At 65.9% G+C, this 17,325-nt stretch carries 18 protein-coding genes; 9 read left to right on the forward strand and 9 right to left on the reverse strand.

Features of this window, described 5'->3' with window-relative positions; all coding sequences use genetic code 11:
* Window positions 1–3 precede the first annotated feature (3 nt).
* The 5 genes from VJV41_RS01995 to VJV41_RS02015 all read right to left on the reverse strand — a co-directional run bounded on the left by VJV41_RS01995 (window position 4) and on the right by VJV41_RS02015 (window position 4,424).
* Window positions 4–432: an organic hydroperoxide resistance protein gene (locus tag VJV41_RS01995; protein WP_325330557.1), complete on the reverse strand. Its 429-nt coding sequence runs from the start codon at window positions 430–432 to the stop codon at window positions 4–6.
* Window positions 433–507: 75 nt separating this feature from the next.
* The gene (locus tag VJV41_RS02000; protein ID WP_325330559.1) at window positions 508–915 is read right to left on the reverse strand and encodes a hypothetical protein; all 408 of its coding nucleotides are present in this window, start codon (window positions 913–915) and stop codon (window positions 508–510) included.
* A gap of 64 nt (window positions 916–979) precedes the next feature.
* Window positions 980–2,107: a DUF4185 domain-containing protein gene (locus tag VJV41_RS02005; RefSeq protein ID WP_325330561.1), complete on the reverse strand. Its 1,128-nt coding sequence runs from the start codon at window positions 2,105–2,107 to the stop codon at window positions 980–982.
* A 7-nt stretch (window positions 2,108–2,114) separates the two neighbouring features.
* Window positions 2,115–3,158: an aspartate-semialdehyde dehydrogenase gene (locus tag VJV41_RS02010; protein ID WP_325330563.1), complete on the reverse strand. Its 1,044-nt coding sequence runs from the start codon at window positions 3,156–3,158 to the stop codon at window positions 2,115–2,117.
* On the reverse strand, window positions 3,159–4,424 hold the full coding sequence (locus tag VJV41_RS02015) for an aspartate kinase (protein WP_325330565.1): 1,266 nt from the start codon (window positions 4,422–4,424) through the stop codon (window positions 3,159–3,161).
* A 110-nt stretch (window positions 4,425–4,534) separates the two neighbouring features.
* Here VJV41_RS02015 and VJV41_RS02020 point away from each other — a divergent pair, with 110 nt between their 5' ends.
* On the forward strand, window positions 4,535–5,158 hold the full coding sequence (locus tag VJV41_RS02020; RefSeq protein WP_325330632.1) for a nitroreductase family protein: 624 nt from the start codon (window positions 4,535–4,537) through the stop codon (window positions 5,156–5,158).
* Between the two features lie 6 nt (window positions 5,159–5,164).
* Here the strand turns inward: VJV41_RS02020 and VJV41_RS02025 are convergent, their stop codons facing one another.
* Window positions 5,165–5,617 (reverse strand): hypothetical protein, encoded by a 453-nt coding sequence (locus VJV41_RS02025; protein ID WP_325330567.1) that lies wholly within the window; start codon window positions 5,615–5,617, stop codon window positions 5,165–5,167.
* A 128-nt stretch (window positions 5,618–5,745) separates the two neighbouring features.
* Between VJV41_RS02025 and VJV41_RS02030 the strand changes: the two genes are divergently transcribed.
* The 7 genes from VJV41_RS02030 (at window position 5,746) to VJV41_RS02060 (ending at window position 13,155) form a co-directional block, all read left to right on the forward strand.
* Window positions 5,746–6,999 carry an ammonium transporter gene (locus VJV41_RS02030; protein ID WP_325330569.1) on the forward strand — a complete coding sequence of 418 codons (1,254 nt, stop codon included), beginning with the start codon at window positions 5,746–5,748 and terminating at the stop codon, window positions 6,997–6,999.
* Between the two features lie 109 nt (window positions 7,000–7,108).
* Window positions 7,109–8,410 carry a type III glutamate--ammonia ligase gene (gene glnT, locus VJV41_RS02035; protein ID WP_325330571.1) on the forward strand — a complete coding sequence of 434 codons (1,302 nt, stop codon included), beginning with the start codon at window positions 7,109–7,111 and terminating at the stop codon, window positions 8,408–8,410.
* Window positions 8,411–8,428: 18 nt separating this feature from the next.
* Window positions 8,429–9,301: a glutamine amidotransferase gene (locus VJV41_RS02040; protein ID WP_325330573.1), complete on the forward strand. Its 873-nt coding sequence runs from the start codon at window positions 8,429–8,431 to the stop codon at window positions 9,299–9,301.
* Complete coding sequence (locus VJV41_RS02045; protein WP_325330575.1) at window positions 9,289–9,987, forward strand: protein glxC; 699 nt, start codon at window positions 9,289–9,291, stop codon at window positions 9,985–9,987. The genes VJV41_RS02040 and VJV41_RS02045 overlap by 13 nt, the downstream gene beginning before the upstream one ends.
* Window position 9,988: 1 nt before the next feature.
* On the forward strand, window positions 9,989–11,311 hold the full coding sequence (locus VJV41_RS02050; RefSeq protein WP_325330577.1) for an FMN-binding glutamate synthase family protein: 1,323 nt from the start codon (window positions 9,989–9,991) through the stop codon (window positions 11,309–11,311).
* Window positions 11,308–12,492, forward strand: a complete 1,185-nt coding sequence (locus VJV41_RS02055) for an FAD-binding oxidoreductase (RefSeq protein ID WP_325330579.1) — start codon at window positions 11,308–11,310, stop codon at window positions 12,490–12,492. Before VJV41_RS02050 ends, VJV41_RS02055 begins: the two co-directional genes overlap by 4 nt.
* A 15-nt stretch (window positions 12,493–12,507) precedes the next feature.
* A complete protein-coding gene (locus VJV41_RS02060; protein WP_325330581.1) occupies window positions 12,508–13,155 on the forward strand; it encodes an XRE family transcriptional regulator in 648 nt (215 codons plus the stop codon).
* Here VJV41_RS02060 and VJV41_RS02065 read toward each other — a convergent pair.
* Window positions 13,146–14,174 carry a hypothetical protein gene (locus VJV41_RS02065; protein ID WP_325330583.1) on the reverse strand — a complete coding sequence of 343 codons (1,029 nt, stop codon included), beginning with the start codon at window positions 14,172–14,174 and terminating at the stop codon, window positions 13,146–13,148. The genes VJV41_RS02060 and VJV41_RS02065 overlap by 10 nt on opposite strands.
* A gap of 208 nt (window positions 14,175–14,382) precedes the next feature.
* On the opposite strand from VJV41_RS02065, the gene leuA reads away from it, so the two are divergent.
* The gene (leuA, locus tag VJV41_RS02070) at window positions 14,383–16,221 is read left to right on the forward strand and encodes a 2-isopropylmalate synthase (RefSeq protein WP_325330585.1); all 1,839 of its coding nucleotides are present in this window, start codon (window positions 14,383–14,385) and stop codon (window positions 16,219–16,221) included.
* A 14-nt stretch (window positions 16,222–16,235) separates the two neighbouring features.
* Here the strand turns inward: leuA and VJV41_RS02075 are convergent, their stop codons facing one another.
* Both VJV41_RS02075 and VJV41_RS02080 read right to left on the reverse strand, forming a co-directional pair.
* Window positions 16,236–16,802 (reverse strand): hypothetical protein, encoded by a 567-nt coding sequence (locus tag VJV41_RS02075; RefSeq protein ID WP_325330587.1) that lies wholly within the window; start codon window positions 16,800–16,802, stop codon window positions 16,236–16,238.
* Window positions 16,802–17,254, reverse strand: a complete 453-nt coding sequence (locus VJV41_RS02080) for a hypothetical protein (protein WP_325330589.1) — start codon at window positions 17,252–17,254, stop codon at window positions 16,802–16,804. Before VJV41_RS02080 ends, VJV41_RS02075 begins: the two co-directional genes overlap by 1 nt.
* Between the last annotated feature and the right edge of the window lie 71 nt (window positions 17,255–17,325).

Below are 17,325 nucleotides of genomic sequence, written 5' to 3' on the forward strand. Positions count from 1 at the left end.
CGGTTAGACGTTCGCCGACAGCGACACGTCGATATTGCCGCGGGTGGCCTTGGAGTACGGGCACACCTGGTGCGCCTTGTTCATCAGGTCGTCGGCGGCGCTCTGCTCCAGACCGGGCAGGTAGCCGATCAGGTGAGCGTTGATGGCGAAGCCGCCTTCGGGGTCCTTACCGAAACCGACCTGCGCGGTGATGCCGGTCGCATCGTCGAGCTTGACGTCGCTGTTGCGGGCGACCAGGCGCAGCGCGCCGAGAAAACATGCGGCGTAGCCCGCGGAGAACAGCTGTTCGGGGTTGGTGCCCTCGCCGCTTCCACCGGCTTCCTTCGGCGGGCGGGTGTCCAGATCGATCCTGCCGTCAAAAGATTTCACGTGGCCGTCGCGACCACCTCCCGTTGCCGTTGACTCTGCGGTGAAAACGACTTCGATGCTCATGGCGTTGATCATGCCAGCCTGACCTCAGACGGCAAGATGCCCCGGTGCGGGTGCAACCGGGGCGATCTCTCCGTGCTACGGACGAGACGGCACCGTCGTGGCCGGTGCGCTGGGTGACTGCGGAGGCGATATCTGGAATCCAGGGCCGCCAGGGCCGAATGGTGGTGCGGGGCGCTGGAATTCGCCGCCAGGACCCATCGGGAACATCGGCGGTGGGCCGCCCCTGTGGAAGACCGCGACTCCGCCGTCGCCGTGATGTCCACCGCGATGGCCGCCGGAGTGCGCACCGAGAATGAAGCCAGAGAAGAAGATCACCGCGACGATGAAGACCACACCCGCCGCGATGCCGACCCACGCGGCCGCGATGGTGACCCGGCTGCGACGCGGTTCGCGGTTGGGCTCGCGCTCGACATAGGTGATAGGCGGCGGCGTGGTCGCCACGGGGCTGGTCGCTGGTTCGGAAGACGTCGGTGTTTCGCTCATGATCCGATGATGCGAGCGGTGCTCATGTGTGTGGAATGAATTAGCTATGAAACAGCTGTGAATCCTAGTTTTCCTGCGAGCCGGGTTTGAATGGGTTGACCGCGAATTGGACGACGCGGTATGGCGCTTGAGCCCGTGGGCCGGTGTTCCACTGGCTGATGAACACCCGCACTTCGTCGAGCGTCGAACCAGGCGAGATGAATCCGCCGTAGGGCTGGGCCAGCCGGTTGTCCTCCGGGGGTGGCAGATCCTCAGCCGGATCCGGCCACTCGGAAGCGACGGCGACCGTCGTCACCGGTGCCGCCCCAAGGCCCGTTGGGCTGTCGGCGACGCGCACCTCCATGTTGCCCGTCGTCGCGTTGAAGTACGACAACACGGTCTTTCCGTCGATCTGGCGCACACTCATCTCGCCGACCCGATCCGACCACAACGGCGTCGGCGGATGGTTCCAGCCTTGTCCTGCCGACCATCCCTGCCAGCTCGCGCGGTCGGTGAAGCTTTCCGGCTTGGAGCGGTACAACACCACCGGGCTGCTGCGGTCGAAGTTGTTGGCGGCGATGTAGACCCAGCCAGTCGGCGACTCAGCGGTTGGGATCGGGTCGTAGTAGCCGGTGATCTGCGTCTGCCTGCCACCCTCGTAGCCGGCGTCGCGCTGCGAATTGGGCACCGTGGGCCAATTACCGTGTGCGGGATTGGCTTTCACGAGGCGGGAGGTCTGCGGCACTAGGTCCTTCACCGTCGTGACCATCATGTAGTTCTCGCGATTGATCTGGACCACACCCGCAGGCAACTGCGACGTTCCGGCGGCGGTCGGTTCGGCCAACAGCGGCTTGTCGGTGCCTGTCACGCCGTCGTAGCGGACACCTTCCGGGTCGTCGATGGAGTCGGTGTCGACGTGCAGCGCGATCGGCGAGTACCAGCCACCGAAACCGACGCCCTGACCGGCGAAGCTGTCTCCGCAGATTTGCAGGATGCCGCTGGGGAACTCCATGAATTCGCACAGGTCCGTGGCGCCGATACCGTAATCCCTTGTTGGCGTGCCTGTTCCGGCTACGGGTCCGAGTCGGATCACCTGGCCCTGTGCCAACGGCGGCAGAACCGGCTCAGGGATCGGCGCAGGAGGATCGGCACGCGCCAGCGGGGAGGTCAGTATCCACGCGGCCACGACGGCGGCCAGCCGGGCTGATCTCACCCGCGGGTTACAGCTCGGCGGCCAGCAGCTCGGCGATTTGAATTGTGTTCAGCGCCGCACCTTTTCGCAGATTGTCGCCGGACACGAACAAGGCGAGGCCACGGCCGTCGGGCACACCGGGATCCTGCCGGATACGGCCGACGAGCGATTCGTCAACACCGGCTGCGGCCAGCGGGGTGGGCACATCGACCACCTTCACCCCGGGCGCCGCGGCAAGAAGATGGCGTGCGCGTTCGGCTGACAACGGCCGGGCAAACTCGGCGTTGATCGACAGGGAGTGCCCGGTGTACACCGGCACCCGGACACACGTCCCGCTCACCAACAGGTCGGGAATGCCGAGGATCTTGCGGCTTTCGTTGCGCAGCTTCTGATCTTCGTCGGTCTCGCCCGAATCGTCCTCGACATACGAACCGGCAAGCGGCACCACATTGAACGCGATCGGCGCGACGTACTTGTTGGGCGCCGGGAATTCCAGCGCCGAGCCGTCGTGCACCAGTTGCTCACTGTCGTCGACCACCGCGCGCGCCTGACTGAACAGCTCCTGTACGCCGGCCAACCCGCTGCCGGACACCGCCTGATACGTCGACGCGATCATCCGGACCAGCTGGGCCTCGTCGTGCAGCACCTTGAGTACCGGCATCGCGGCCATCGTCGTGCAATTCGGGTTGGCGATAATGCCTTTCGACCTATTCCGCGCGTCGGCGAAGTTGACCTCGCTCACCACCAACGGCACGTCGGGGTCCTTGCGCCACGCCGACGAGTTGTCGATGACAACCGCGCCCGCCGCGGCGAACCGCGGCGCCTGCACCCGCGACATCGTGGCGCCTGCCGAAAACAATGCAATGTCAAGGCCACTCGGGTCGGCAGTCTCGGCGTCCTCGACCTCGATTTCCTGGCCGCGGAACGGCAGCTTCTTTCCCTGCGACCGCGCGGAGGCGAAGAACCGCACGCTGGTGGCCGGAAAGTCGCGTTCCTCCAGCAGCGTGCGCATCACCTGGCCGACCTGCCCGGTCGCCCCCACTATCCCTATTTGCAAACCAACGCTTACCATCTACCGTCCCGTTCCCGCGTAGACGACGGCGTCCTCGTCGCCGCCGAGCGCGAACGCCTCGTGCAGGGCGACAACCGCCTTGTCCAGTTCAGTGTCCTTGATCAACACCGAGATTCGGATCTCCGAGGTGGAGATCAAGTCGATGTTGACGCCAACTCCCGCCAGCGCCTCGCAGAATTTCGCCGTGACGCCGGGATGGCTGCGCATGCCGGCGCCGACCAGAGACACCTTGCCGATGTGATCGTCGTAGAGCACCTTGGAAAACCCGATGTCCTCCTGAAGCGACGTCAGCTTCTCCACCGCGCCCGGACCGCTTTCCCGGGAGCAGGTGAACGTGATGTCGGTCTTGCCGTCCTCGATCTTGGAGATGTTCTGCAGCACCATGTCGATGTTCACGTCGGCGTCGGCGACCGCGCGGAACACCTTGGCGGCGTAGCCCGGTACGTCGGGGATGCCGACGATCGTCACCTTCGCTTCACTGCGATCGTGGGCGACTCCGGTGATGATGGCGTCTTCCATGGGGATGTCCTCTATCGATCCGGTCACGATCGTGCCGGGCTTATCTGAATACGACGACCGGACGTGAACCGGAACGTTGTATCGGCGGGCATATTCCACGCAGCGCAGCATCAGCACCTTGGCGCCGCACGCGGCGAGCTCGAGCATCTCCTCGAACGACACGGTGTCCATGCGCCGCGCGTTGGGCACGATGCGCGGGTCTGCGGTGAAGATGCCGTCGACGTCGGTGTAGATCTCGCAGACGTCGGCGTTCAGGGCGGCGGCCAGTGCCACGGCGGTGGTGTCGGAGCCGCCGCGGCCCAGCGTGGTGACGTCCTTGCTGTCCTGGCTTACGCCCTGGAATCCGGCGACGAGCACGATCACGTCTTCGTCGAGCGCCTCACACAGCCTGCTCGGAGTGACGTCGATGATCTTCGCTTTACCGTGGGCGCCCGTTGTGATGACCCCGGCCTGCGATCCGGTAAACGAGCGGGCCTTCGCGCCCAGCGATTCGATGGCCATCGCGACCAGCGCGTTGGAGATCCGCTCGCCTGCGGTCAGCAGCATGTCCAGTTCCCGCGCCGGCGGGGCCGGACACACCTGCTTGGCGAGATCGAGCAGGTCGTCGGTGGTGTCGCCCATCGCCGACACCACGACGACCACGTCGTTTCCCTTCTTCTTGGTTTCGACGATGCGCTCGGCGACCCGGCGGATCCGCTCGGCATCAGATACCGAGGATCCGCCGTATTTCTGCACGACGAGCGCCACTGTCAAACCTTTCTTGGGCGGGGTTCACCTAAGAATAAGGGGTCTGCGCACTCCATTTACTCCGCCGGTAGCGTCAAGAGGTGGTCAAGAGGACCGACGAGCGCCCGCACGTGGGGGTACCACCCGCCCGAAGGGCAGGGGGAGAGCAGACAGCGACCGCACAGACCCGAGTACCGATCCACTCCGACCTCGCCGCCCGCTGGAGTCCGCGGATGTTCGACGGGGACGCAGCGCTCGGGGCAGACGATCTGGTGGCCATCCTCGAGGCCGCGCGCTGGGCCGCCACCTGGGGGCATCGCCAGCCGGTGCGCTTCCTGGTCGGGCTGCGTGGTGACGAGACCAACACCACGATCGCCGGGTTGCTCAAGCGTGGCAACAGCTACGCCAAGGCCGCCGGGGCGTTGGTCGTGGTCTGCGTCGACGAGGGCGAAGACGAGCGGACAGCGCGCTATGCCGCGGTCGACGCCGGGGCAGCGATCGCCCAATTGACCGTCGAGGCGGTGTCGCGCGGTTTGATCGCCCATCCGATGGCCGGATTCAACGCCGACGCCGCCAGCGAGGCGTTCGGCATCCCCAATGGGGTGCGTCCCATCGCCGTGGTCGCGGTCGGATCGCTGGGCGACTACGACAACGCGCCTCCGGAGACCGTCGAGCGCGACGCCAAGGGCCGGCAGCGGCTACCGCTGGACGAAGTGGCCTTTGTCAGCCGGTGGGGGCAACCGCTGCCCTGGTGACCGCTGTCACGAACACGCCTTCGCCAATTCGTCGAGGTTCTGGGTGATCCGGGCGTTGAGCGCCATCATCTCGTAAGCGGCAGGCGGTGCCGGCGCTCCGGGAGCCCGTGACTCTGCTTGGGCGCGCACCTGCGGAAGTTTGCCCACGAACTCGTTGGCGAGCGTGGCGACCGTGGTAGCCGTGCGGGCCAGGTCTGGCGAGTACACCTTCTGGGCCCGTTCGGCCAGCCCGTCGGCCCACGCGTGATAAACAACGTCGTCGGCGGCAGTCGGAATGCCCTGCTCGTCGCCGGACTTCGCGGCGATGTGCTCGCCTTGGGCGCGGTTGAAGTCCAGCAGGTCCTTGACCGGACGGCATTCCTCTGACGGACCGGCAAAGACGGTGTAGCGCAAGGCAAGCGCCCCGACCGCGACCACCGCGACTGCGATGGCGACCCACCATCGCCGATCAAGCTTCACCGCACGAACTGTACGGACGGCCGACTCTTAACGTGCGCGCAACACCGCGAGCCTGTCCACGTAACAGAAACATCGGTTACTGGCAGTGAACGGCTCTCACCGGAGCCGCACCACTCCAGGAGATGTATATGGATACAGGAACCACAGCATTCATGCTGTGTTGCATCATCGGCCTGACGATGATGATCCCCGGGCTCGCGCTCTTCTACGGCGGCATGGTGTCGGTCAAGAGCTCGACCAACATGATGATGATGACGTTCGGCGCCGTAGCCGTCGTCGGCGTGCTGTGGGTGTTGTTCGGCTTCTCGATGACGTTCGGCACGTCCTACGGCGGCTTCGTCGGCAGCTTCACCGAGTTCGCAGGCATGAAGAACCTCACCGAACCGATGACCACCATCAACGGCCTGCCAGTGAGCCTATTCTCCTTATTCCAAGCACTATTCGCGGCCATCACCGTGGCGCTGATATCGGGTGCTGCCGCCGATCGAATGAAGTTCGGCGCCTGGATGACGTTCGCGACCGCGTGGGCGATCCTGGTCTACTTCCCCGTCGCGCACTGGGTGTTCGCGTTCGACGGCGTGGTGACGCCGGACTCAACGGGCGGCTGGATCGCCAACAAGCTGAAGGCCATCGACTTCGCAGGCGGCACCGCGGTGCACATCAACTCGGGCGCCGCCGCACTCGCGGTCGCGATCGTGTTGGGCAAGTCGCTCGGCTTCGGCAAGTTCCGCAAGCCGCACAATGTGCCGCTGACGCTGCTCGGCGCGGGCCTGCTGTGGGCCGGTTGGTACGCGTTCAACGGCGGCTCGGCGCTGGCCGCGGGTACCTCTGCAGCCATCGTGATGGTCACCACGTTCACCGCCACCTGCGCGGCGACGCTGGCCTGGCTCGGCGTCGAGAAGATCAAGGACGGGCACGTCACGGGTGTCGGCGCGGCGTCCGGCGCGGTGGCCGGACTCGTCGCGATCACCCCTGCCTGCGGCGCGGTCACCCCGATCGGTTCGATCTTCCTCGGCTTGATCGCCGGCGCGATCTGCCCACTGGCGGTGGGCCTCAAGTCGCGGTTCGGCTACGACGACTCGCTCGACGTGGTCGGCGTGCACCTGGTCGGTGGCGTCATCGGCACCCTGCTGATCGGGCTGTTCGCCAGCGCAAGCATGCCGAACAAGACCGACGGCCTGTTCTACGGCGGCGGCCTCGATCAGCTGTGGAAGCAGGCGATCGCAGCCGGCGCCGTGATGGCGTACTCGTTTGTGGTCGCGTACATCATCGCCTTTGTCATCAAGAAGACGATGGGCATTCGCATCTCGACCGACGAAGAAGAAAAGGGCATCGACGCCAAGTTCCACCGGGACGCGGCGTACGAACTACAGCCCGCCTAATCCCGGACCCCGGCCGGCGCGGAACCACTCACCCGCGCCGGCCGGCCGGTCGGCATCGAGTTTCATATCGTGATACGGTGATTCATCTCAAGAGACAAGGTTAGTGAACATGACCGACCTCGCCACCCTGGCCGAACAGTCAGGAACGAAGTTCATCCTCGCGCTGTTCGTCGATCTACGGGGAAAGCCATGCGCGAAGCTGGTGCCGGTCGAGGCGGTCGACCAGCTGGCCACGGAGGGCGTCGGTTTCGCCGGATACGCCGTCGGCGCCATGGGCCAGGAGCCCAAGGACCCCGACCTGATGGCCATCCCGGACCCGGCCTCGTTTACGCCGATCCCCTTCATCAAGGACGGCCTGGCGATCGTTCACTGCGACCCGCGCGTCAACGGTGCACCGTGGCCGTACGCCCCGCGCGTGATCCTCAAGGCGCTGATCCAGCGCGCGGCCGACGCCGGTTTCGAGCCGTGGGTTGGGGCGGAGGTGGAGTACTTCCTGCTGCAGCGCAACCCCGACGGCAGCCTGGCGGTCGCCGATGCCGCCGACACCGCCGCGCAGCCCTGTTACGACGCCCGCGGCGTCACCCGGATGTACGACCACCTGACGGCGATCTCGTCGGCGATGAACACGTTGGGGTGGTCGAACTACGCCAACGACCACGAGGACGGCAACGGCCAGTTCGAGCAGAACTTCGAATACGCCGACGCGCTCACGACCGCCGACCGCGTGGTGACGCTGCGCTACCTGCTGTCGATGATCGCGGCAGAACGCGGCATGGTGGCCACCTTCATGCCCAAGCCGTTCGCCGACAAGACCGGCAGCGGCCTGCATTTGCACCTATCGCTGACCAGCGGTGGCACGCCGGTCTTCCCGGCCGACGACGACTCGCGTGGCCTGGGCCTGTCCGAGACGGCGTACTCGTTCATCGGCGGAATCCTCGAGCACGCGTGCGCGCTGCAGGCGGTGGTGGCGCCAACAGTCAACTCCTACAAGCGAACTGGCGCGACGACGACGTCGTCCGGTGCATCGTGGGCGCCGAAGACGCCGACGTATGGCGGCAACGACCGCACGCACTACATCCGCGTGCCCGATTCGGCGCGTATCGAGCTGCGGAGCGGCGACGGCTCGGCCAACCCGTACCTGGCCATCGCGGCCGCCCTGGGCGCGGGTATCGACGGGGTCAAACGCAGCGCGGATCCGGGAGCCGTCGGCACGGGCACGGCGCGGCCGTTGCCGCCGACGCTGCTGCACGCGGTCGATGAGCTCGAGGCTGACCCGCTGGTGACGAGTGTGCTCGACGCCGCGGGCGACGGAGTAGCGAGCTACTTCGCGAACATCAAGCGCGAGGAGTTCTTCGCCTACCACAGCGCCGTCACGCCGTGGGAGATCGACCACTACCTCACCGCATTCTGACGAAAGGAACGAAAAGACATGTGCGGCATCGTGGGTCTTCACCTGCGCACTCCGGAGCTCTATCCCCGACTTGGGGAGTTGCTGACGGGGATGTTGTGCGAAATGGGCGATCGCGGCAGCGACTCCGCCGGAGTTGCGGTGTACGGCGATTCAGCATGGTCGCCACCCGGTCGGGGCTGCGTGTCAGTGCTCGAAGTGGAACCGACGGCCGCCGACCTGGGCCTCGACGTCACGATCACTCGGGTTGACGCGACCTACCTCCTTACGGCAGAAGCATCGTCGGAAGAACTTCTCGACGCGGTCAAGGAGGCCTACCCCAACGCCCTGATCGCGGGGTTCGGCTCGGATATGGCCGTGCTCAAGGGCGTTGGACATCCTCGTGCCTTGACCGATGCCTGGGGTCTGGCCAAGGCGCAGGGCTGGCAGGGCGTCGGGCACACCAGGATGGCGACGGAGTCGGCGGTGACGCCCGCAGGCTGCCATCCCTATGCAGTCGGGCCTGAGCAGTGCATGGTGCACAACGGCTCGTTCGCCAACCACGCCACCATACGCCGCGAATTGCGCGCCGCCGGCGTTGAATTCGACAGTGAAAACGACACCGAGGTCGGTGCCCGCTTCATCGCCCAGCAACTGGCCGCGGGGCGCGACGTGGAAGCTGCGCTGAAGGAACTGTGCGCGACGTTTGACGGCTTCTACACGCTGCTTGTGTCGAACCGCGACTCATTCGCCGTTGTGCGCGACGCCATCGCGTGCAAGCCGGCCGTCATCGCCGAAACCGACGACTGGGTCGCGATGGGCAGCGAATACCGCGCGTTGGCAGGCCTTCCCGGCGTCGAGACCGCCAAGATCTGGGAGCCCGAGCCGGAGGTGATCTACGCATGGAAAAGGTGACAGCCACAGTGTCCTCATTTGATCTCCGGTCGACTGCGCTGCGCGAGGTCAACGCGGCGCTCCACGCCCAGGACCTGTCGGGCGAATTCGTGATCGAACACCCCGCGGGTGCGCACAACGTCGCGGTCGGCATCAACTCCCCGGTGAACCTGACGATCGAGGGCCATGTCGGCTACTACGCCGCGGGCATGAACCAGCGGGCCGAGATCACCATCAACGGCAATGCAGGCACCGGCGTGGCCGAGAACATGATGAGCGGCACCGTGTGGGTGAAGGGCGATGCCTCGCAGTCCGCCGGCGCCACCGCACACGGCGGCCTGCTGGTTGTCGAGGGCAACGCCGCTGCGCGATGCGGCATTTCGATGAAGGGCGTCGATATCGTGGTGGGCGGCGACGTCGGCCACATGAGTGCGTTCATGGCGCAGGCGGGCCGGCTGGTGATCCGCGGCGACGCGGGCGAGGCGCTCGGTGACTCCATCTACGAAGCGCGCCTCTACGTCCGCGGCGACGTCGCGTCGCTGGGTGCCGACTGCATCGCCAAGGAGATGCGCGACGAGCACCATCAAGAGCTCGCACTCCTCTTGAAGGCAGCGGGTTTCGACGGCGACGATACATCGGCCTACACCCGCTACGGGTCAGCTCGAAACCTCTACCACTTCCACGTCGACAACACGATGAGTTACTGACATGAACCAAGACGACCGCGCCCGGTTGGGCCTACGCGAATCCGCCACCTTCGACCGGCAGACCATCGCCGCAATCCAACGCGCCGCCGACACGGGCATCTACGACATCCGCGGCTGGGGCGCCAAGCGCCCGCTACCCCATTTCGACGATCTGCTGTTCCTCGGGGCGTCCGTGTCGCGGTATCCGCTGGAGGGCTACCGCGAGAAGTGTGGCACCGACGTCGTCCTCGGCGGCCGCTCCGCCAAACACCCTCTGCACCTTGATATCCCGGTCACGATCGCGGGCATGTCGTTCGGCGCCCTGTCCGGCCCCGCCAAGGAGGCGTTAGGCCGGGGCGCCAGCGAGGTCGGCACGTCGACCACCACCGGCGACGGCGGCATGACCCCGGAGGAACGCGGCCAGAGTAAGTACCTTGTGTACCAATATCTTCCGTCCCGGTACGGCATGAACCCCGACGACCTGCGCAAGGCCGACGCTATCGAGGTCGTGCTTGGGCAGGGCGCCAAACCCGGTGGCGGCGGCATGCTGCTCGGCCAGAAGATCTCGGAACGGGTCGCCGGAATGCGGACGCTGCCAGAAGGTATCGACCAGCGTTCGGCCTGCCGCCATCCCGACTGGACGGGCCCCGACGACCTCACGATCAAAATCAACGAACTCCGTGAGATCACCGACTGGGAAAAACCGATCTACGTGAAGGTCGGCGCCACCCGCACCTACTACGACGTCAAGCTCGCAGTCCACGCGTGCGCCGACGTCGTCGTGGTCGACGGCATGCAGGGCGGCACAGCGGCCACACAGGAGGTCTTCATCGAGCACGTCGGCATCCCGACGCTGGCCGCTGTCCCGCAGGCCGTGCAGGCACTCGCGGAGCTCGGAGTGCACCGCAAGGTGCAGCTGATCGTGTCGGGCGGGATCCGGACCGGCGCCGACGTTGCCAAGGCGATTGCGCTCGGAGCGGACGCGGTCGCGATCGGCACGGCCGCATTGATCGCGCTGGGCGACAACCACCCGCGGTATGCCGCCGACTACGAAAAGCTCGGCAGCGCAGCCGGTTTCTTCGACGATTTCCAGGACGGGGCCGACCCGGCCGGCATCAGCACCCAGGACCCAGAGCTGGCCGCCCGCTTCGATCCCGTTGAGGGCGGTCACAGGCTGGCCAACTACTTGAGAGTGCTGACGATGGAAGCACAGACCATCGCGCGTGCCTGCGGCAAGGCGCATGTGCTGCACCTGGAACCGGAGGACCTCGTCGCCGTCACCATCGAGGCGGCCGCGATGGCGCGGGTGCCACTGGCCGGCACGTCATGGATTCCCGGCTCATGACCACCGCGGACGTCGTCATCGTCGGCGGCGGCATCGAGGGCGCCGCCGCGGCATGGGCCTTGAGCCAGCGTGGCATCACCGATGTCTTTGTGGCCGAACGCAATACCGTCGCGTCCGGCATGACGGGCAAGTCGAGCGGCATCGTGCGCTGCCACTATGGCGTCAGCTCGCTGGCGGCAATGGCCACCGTCGGGCTGGAGGTGTTCGAGCAGGCCGACGAAATCTTCGGCACCGACATCGGCTTCCGTCAGACCGGCTACGTCGTCGGGGTCGGCGAACCCAACGTCGAATCACTGCGCAAGAGCCTTGCCGCGCAGCGGGCGGTGGGCGTGCAGACCGAGGAGATCGACGCCTCCGAGGTGGCCCGGATGTGGCCGTTCGCGGACCTATCGCCATTCGGGGCGTTCGGCTGGGAGGCCCGCGGTGGCTACGGCGACGCGTACCAGACGGCGCAGGCATTCGCGGTCGCGGCGCGCGCCGCGGGCGTGCGAATCCGCCAGGGCACCACGGTAACCGGGCTCCTGCTCGATGGTGACAGGGTCACCGGGGTCAGGCTGGCGGACGGCAGTGAAGTCTCGGCAGGCACCGTCGTCGTTGCCACCGGCGTGTGGACCAGACCGTTCTTGGCGCCATATGGCGTCGACGTTCCGATCCGCGTTGTGCGCGAGCAGATCGTCACGATCAAGCCGGGTGTCGAAACCGGCCGTGTTCCCGTGTTTTCCGATCTGGTCTCGCTGCAATACGTCAGGCCTGAAATCGGCGGCGAGATCTTGTTCGGCAACAGCGACCTGGCCGACGCCGAGGACGCCGACCCGGACAACTACCTCAACCGCGCCAGCGACGCATTCGTCGACCTGACCGTGGACAAGGTCAGCACGAGATTCCCCGGCTTCACCGACGCGGCGATCAGCAGCAGCTACGCAGGCTGCTACGACGTCACGCCGGACTGGAACCCCGTCATCTCCACGACCGGACTGGACGGACTGATCGTCGCAGCGGGTTTCAGCGGGCACGGGTTCAAGATCGCGCCCGCGGTCGGCCGCCTGGTCGCCGACCTCGTGGTCGACGGGCGCAGCAGCGACCCGCGCATACCGCACACCGACTTCCTGCTGTCGCGGTTCGCCGAGGGCGACTTGCTGAAGAGCCCGTATCCCTATGTCGGCGCCGGGGAGATGCGATGATTCCTGTCAGGAAACATGAGTGACGTCCCGCTTCTACGCAACAAGTCCGGCACCGCCCGCGACCGCGACCCGCACGAGCCCGTCGAGGAGCTCGAATTCGAGGCTGCCATAGGGCGCAACGTGCGCAAACTACGTCAACAGCAACAGCTCACGGTCGCGCAGATGGCGGATCGAGTAGGTATCTCCAAGGCGATGATGTCCAAGATCGAAAACGCCCAGACGTCGTGCAGCCTGAGCACCCTGGCACTTCTCGCCAAGGGCTTCGATGTCCCCGTCACCAGCCTGTTCCGCGGCGCCGACGTCGAACGGCCCGCGGCATTCGTCAAGGCCGGGACCGGCGCGCACATCGTCCGCAACGGCACCAAGGAGGGGCACGAATACGAATTGCTCGGCTCGCTGCGAGGCGAGCACAAGCGGCTGGAGTGCCTCCACGTCACACTGTCGGAGAAGAGCCAGACCTATCCGCTGTTCCAGCACCCCGGAACGGAGTTCATCTACATGCTCGAGGGCGTCATGGATTACAGCCACAGCCGCTCGGTGTACCGGCTACACCCGGGAGACTCGCTGCAAATCGACGGCGAGGGCGCGCATGGGCCAGTGGACCTCGTCGAACTGCCGATCAGGTTTCTGTCGGTGATCGCTTTCCCCGACTCTCAGGTGTAGAGCTTCGCGGCGGCCGCCGCCACATCCGTCACGGCGTCGCAATGTTCGCCACCGCTGTCGACGACCACCGCGGGCCGGATGACGACGTCACCGGTGTCGACAAAATCACCACCGAACAGCTTGCGCTGCATCCTGTCGCCGACGAACCCCAACGCCGAGCAGTAGGTCTGATCGACGAGCAGTTCGATGCCATCCTGTGTACGGTGCAGCCGCGTCTCGGTGGTCATGTCGAACGTCTGGGGTTTCAGCGCCACCCGCATCGGTACGGTGTCGCCGCCGCGGGAAATACGGAAGTCGCATTCGTAGGGCCGGGATCGGCCAACGTCCCAGTTCTCGACGTCGGCGCCGATGACCGACATCACCTGACACGGGTCACGCTCGGCCAGTCGCACCGGAAATGTGCCGACGGCGTCACGGACGGGTAGTTGCAGCGATTCCACCCGCGGCGCTATGGCGCGCACGAGTCCTTGGGCGAAGTTGCAGTTGTCCTCGGTGATCAGTCCAACCCTGACGAACGGCTGGTCAGGCGTGCGCAACGGCCGAGCTCCCGGGAGCTGCGACAGGTTCAGCGGCAACAGGTAATCACACGAACCGCGATACGTCTCATACACGGGCAGGTCGCCGAGCAGGAACGCGGCCGGCTGGCCCGCGATCCGGTTGAGTATCACCTCGATGCTCGCGTAACGCCGGCCGGCCTCACCCGGCACCTTGATGTCGATGTCGCACTCGTCGAGTGCGAAAAGCGTCCCGACTGAACCGATTTCACCGATCTTGGCCAGCGACTCGCGGGTCACCAGCCCGCAGGGATCGATGCGGCGCATCGCGCGCAGGTAGACCAGCGATGTGACGTCATCCGCGCTGAGGGACTGTCCGTAGGTCGGGACATCGCCGGCGAAGAAGTACGAGGGATCGACGTCGCGTGATGTCATCGCTGCGGCACCTTGAACCTCGCGGCTGCATCCGGTGGGCGCCAGCACGGCGGCCAGCAGTATCACGACCAGGCTGGCCAGCTGCCTCATCGCTCTATTGTCCGTTCACTCTGCGCTGTGCGCTCAGAGTGACGCGAGACCTCGGGTTTCGGCCGTCCAGCTGCGCTTGCTACAGTGGTCGACGTGCAGCGGGTGCTCCTTCTCGGCAGCCGCGACGGGGTCTGACCAGACCGGCTTCCCGTCGCGGGTGTTCGCGATGCGCCGGTCGAGTCCCGTCTAACTCCCGGAGCAACCTCACATGACCACCTTCTCGAAACCCGATTCGTCTGACGCCTTCACGTCGGCGCGCACGATCAACAAGCCCCAAGGCCCGCCGAACTCCGGCCAGCCCGTCTGGAACACCCAGCGGACCACGTCGATGCCGGTCAGCCGGTATCGCACCTTCGCCGCGGAGGTGCCGGGCGGGAGCCCAGCGCCCGTTCCTTTTGACCGAAGCTGGCCCGACCGCGTCGTCGACAAGGCACCCATGTGGTGTGCCGTCGACCTTCGCGACGGCAACCAGGCACTGATCGACCCGATGAGCCCAGCCCGCAAGCGCCGCATGTTCGACCTGCTGGTGCGCATGGGCTACAAGGAGATCGAGGTCGGTTTCCCGTCGGCCAGCCAGACCGACTTCGACTTCGTCCGCGAAATCATCGAAAACGGCGCAGTCCCCGACGACGTCACGATCCAGGTGCTGACCCAATGCCGCCCCGAGTTGATCGAGCGGACATTCGAGGCGTGCCAGGGCGCTCCGCGCGCGATCGTGCACTTCTACAACTCGACGTCGATCCTTCAGCGCCGCGTGGTATTCCGCGCCGGCCGTGAAGAGGTCAAGGCGATCGCCGTCGAGGGCGCGAGAAAGTGCTTGGAGGAAGCCAAGAAGTACCCGGGCACGCGGTGGCGCTACGAGTACTCGCCGGAGTCCTACACCGGCACCGAACTGGAGTACGCCATCCAGGTGTGCGACGCCGTCTCCGACGTCATTGCGCCCACACCCGAGTGGCCGCTGATCGTCAACCTGCCCGCAACGGTGGAGATGGCTACGCCCAACGTCTATGCCGACTCGATCGAGTGGATGAGCCGCAACCTGAGCCGCCGGGACAGCATCATCCTCAGCCTGCACCCACACAACGATCGCGGAACCGCAGTAGCCGCAGCGGAATTGGGCTATCAGGCCGGTGCCGACCGCATCGAGGGCTGCCTGTTCGGCAACGGCGAGCGCACTGGCAACGTCTGCCTGGTGACGCTGGGCCTGAACCTGTTCTCCCGTGGCGTCGATCCGCAGATCGACTTCTCCAACATCGACGAGATCCGTCGCACGGTCGAGTACTGCAACCAGCTGCCGGTACACGAACGCCACCCGTACGGCGGCGATCTGGTGTACACCGCGTTCTCGGGCAGTCACCAGGACGCGATCAACAAGGGTCTGGACGCGATGAAGGTGTCCGCCGACGAGCAGGACGCGGATGTCGACGACATCCTGTGGCAGGTGCCGTATCTGCCGATCGATCCACGCGATGTCGGCCGCACGTACGAGGCCGTCATCCGGGTGAATTCGCAGTCCGGCAAGGGCGGCGTGGCCTACATCATGAAGGCCGACCACGGCCTGGTGCTGCCGCGGCGGCTGCAGATCGAGTTCAGCCAGGCGATCCAGAAGATCACCGACGGCGAGGGTGGCGAGGTGTCGCCGAAGGAGATGTGGGACGTCTTCTTCGAGGAGTATCTGGCGCCCGTGCGGCCGCTGGAGCGGATCCGCCAGAAGGTCAGCGCATCTGAGACCGACGGCGGCACCGACAGCATCGAGGCGACCGTCAAGATCGATGGTGTCGAGACCGACATCCGCGGTTCGGGCAACGGCCCGCTCGCCGCGTTCGTCGACGCGCTGTGCAGCGTGGGCATTCAGGTTCATGTCCTGGACTACTCCGAGCACGCGATGTCGTCGGGCGAAGAGGCGCAGGCGGCGGCGTACGTGGAGGCCTCGGTCGACGGCCAGACGATTTGGGGCGTGGGCATCGCGACATCGATCACCACCGCATCGCTGCGGGCAGTCGTGTCGGCGGTCAACCGCGCTTCGGCACGACGAGCCGTGCGTTAGACCAGCGCGCGCCGCTAATCGAGGAAGGCGCTCAGCAGTCGGTCCACAAGACCGGCGGCATCTTGAGAGCCCGGCTCGGGCGCGATGGTGAGGTTGCTGAACACAAAGCCGTTGAGCAGCCTGCTGAGTTGGTCCATCCGATCCGGTGTCGTGGTGAAGCCGGCGGCCTCGATGATGAGTGTCGCCGACTTCACCGCGGCCGCCTGGAGCTCCTTCATCAGCGGCTTGAGCTCTTCGCGCCGGGTACTTTCCATGAACAGCTCGAACCGTGCCAGCGTCCATCGGCGAAACTGCTCGTCGGGTTCGAGCATGCGAATCATCAACGCCTTCAAGGCATCTCGTGTCAGAGGCCCAATCGCCTTCTGCAGCGCCTCGACGCGCTGCCAATGCAGATCAACCGTCCGTGCGGCGGTCGCCTCGATCAGCGCCTGGCGGGTGCGGAAGTAGTTCGACGTCGTGCCCGCGGGCAGGCCGGTGCGGTTGTCGACCTGCCGATGCGTCAGACCCCCGACGCCGTCGTCGCACAGAATGTCGATCGCGGCGTCGAGGATCTGGGTCCGTCGTTCCGGGTTGGGCGGCATCAGCTCTTATACCGCAGCCGCCAGAACATCGTCAGGAACGCCGGATACACGAGGAGCAGCAGGACGTAGCTGAACCACGTCGGGAACCACATCGCCAGCGATACGTCCTTGATGACGTAGGAGCAGTAGACATGCAGCGGCACGCTGCCGGCGATGTAAACCAGCGAGGCCGTGAAGAACGCCCGCTGCCGCTTGTTCGCGAACCGCACACGGTGCCAGACCACGATGCCCGTGATGGCCGCATAGGTCATCGGGATGAGAAGAACCCTGTCCGTCGCCACCGTCACGACGTACCTGAGGGCGAGCTCGTCGCCGAAGATGACCCGATAGAGGTGCAGGCACACGCCCATGGCGATGGTGAGCATTGCGGCCTCGCGGAAGAAGTAGCCGTGGCAGCGGTAGGTCTCCCACAGGGACCGCTCGCTTTGCACTACGTTCGTAGTGGTCGTCATGGTGCCGACGCTACCACTACGCTCGTAGTGAGCGCAATAGGCGCTACGGACGAGGCGGCAGAGCGGCTAGC

The organism is Mycobacterium sp. (assembly GCF_035274705.1).
Lineage (GTDB): Bacteria > Actinomycetota > Actinomycetes > Mycobacteriales > Mycobacteriaceae > Mycobacterium.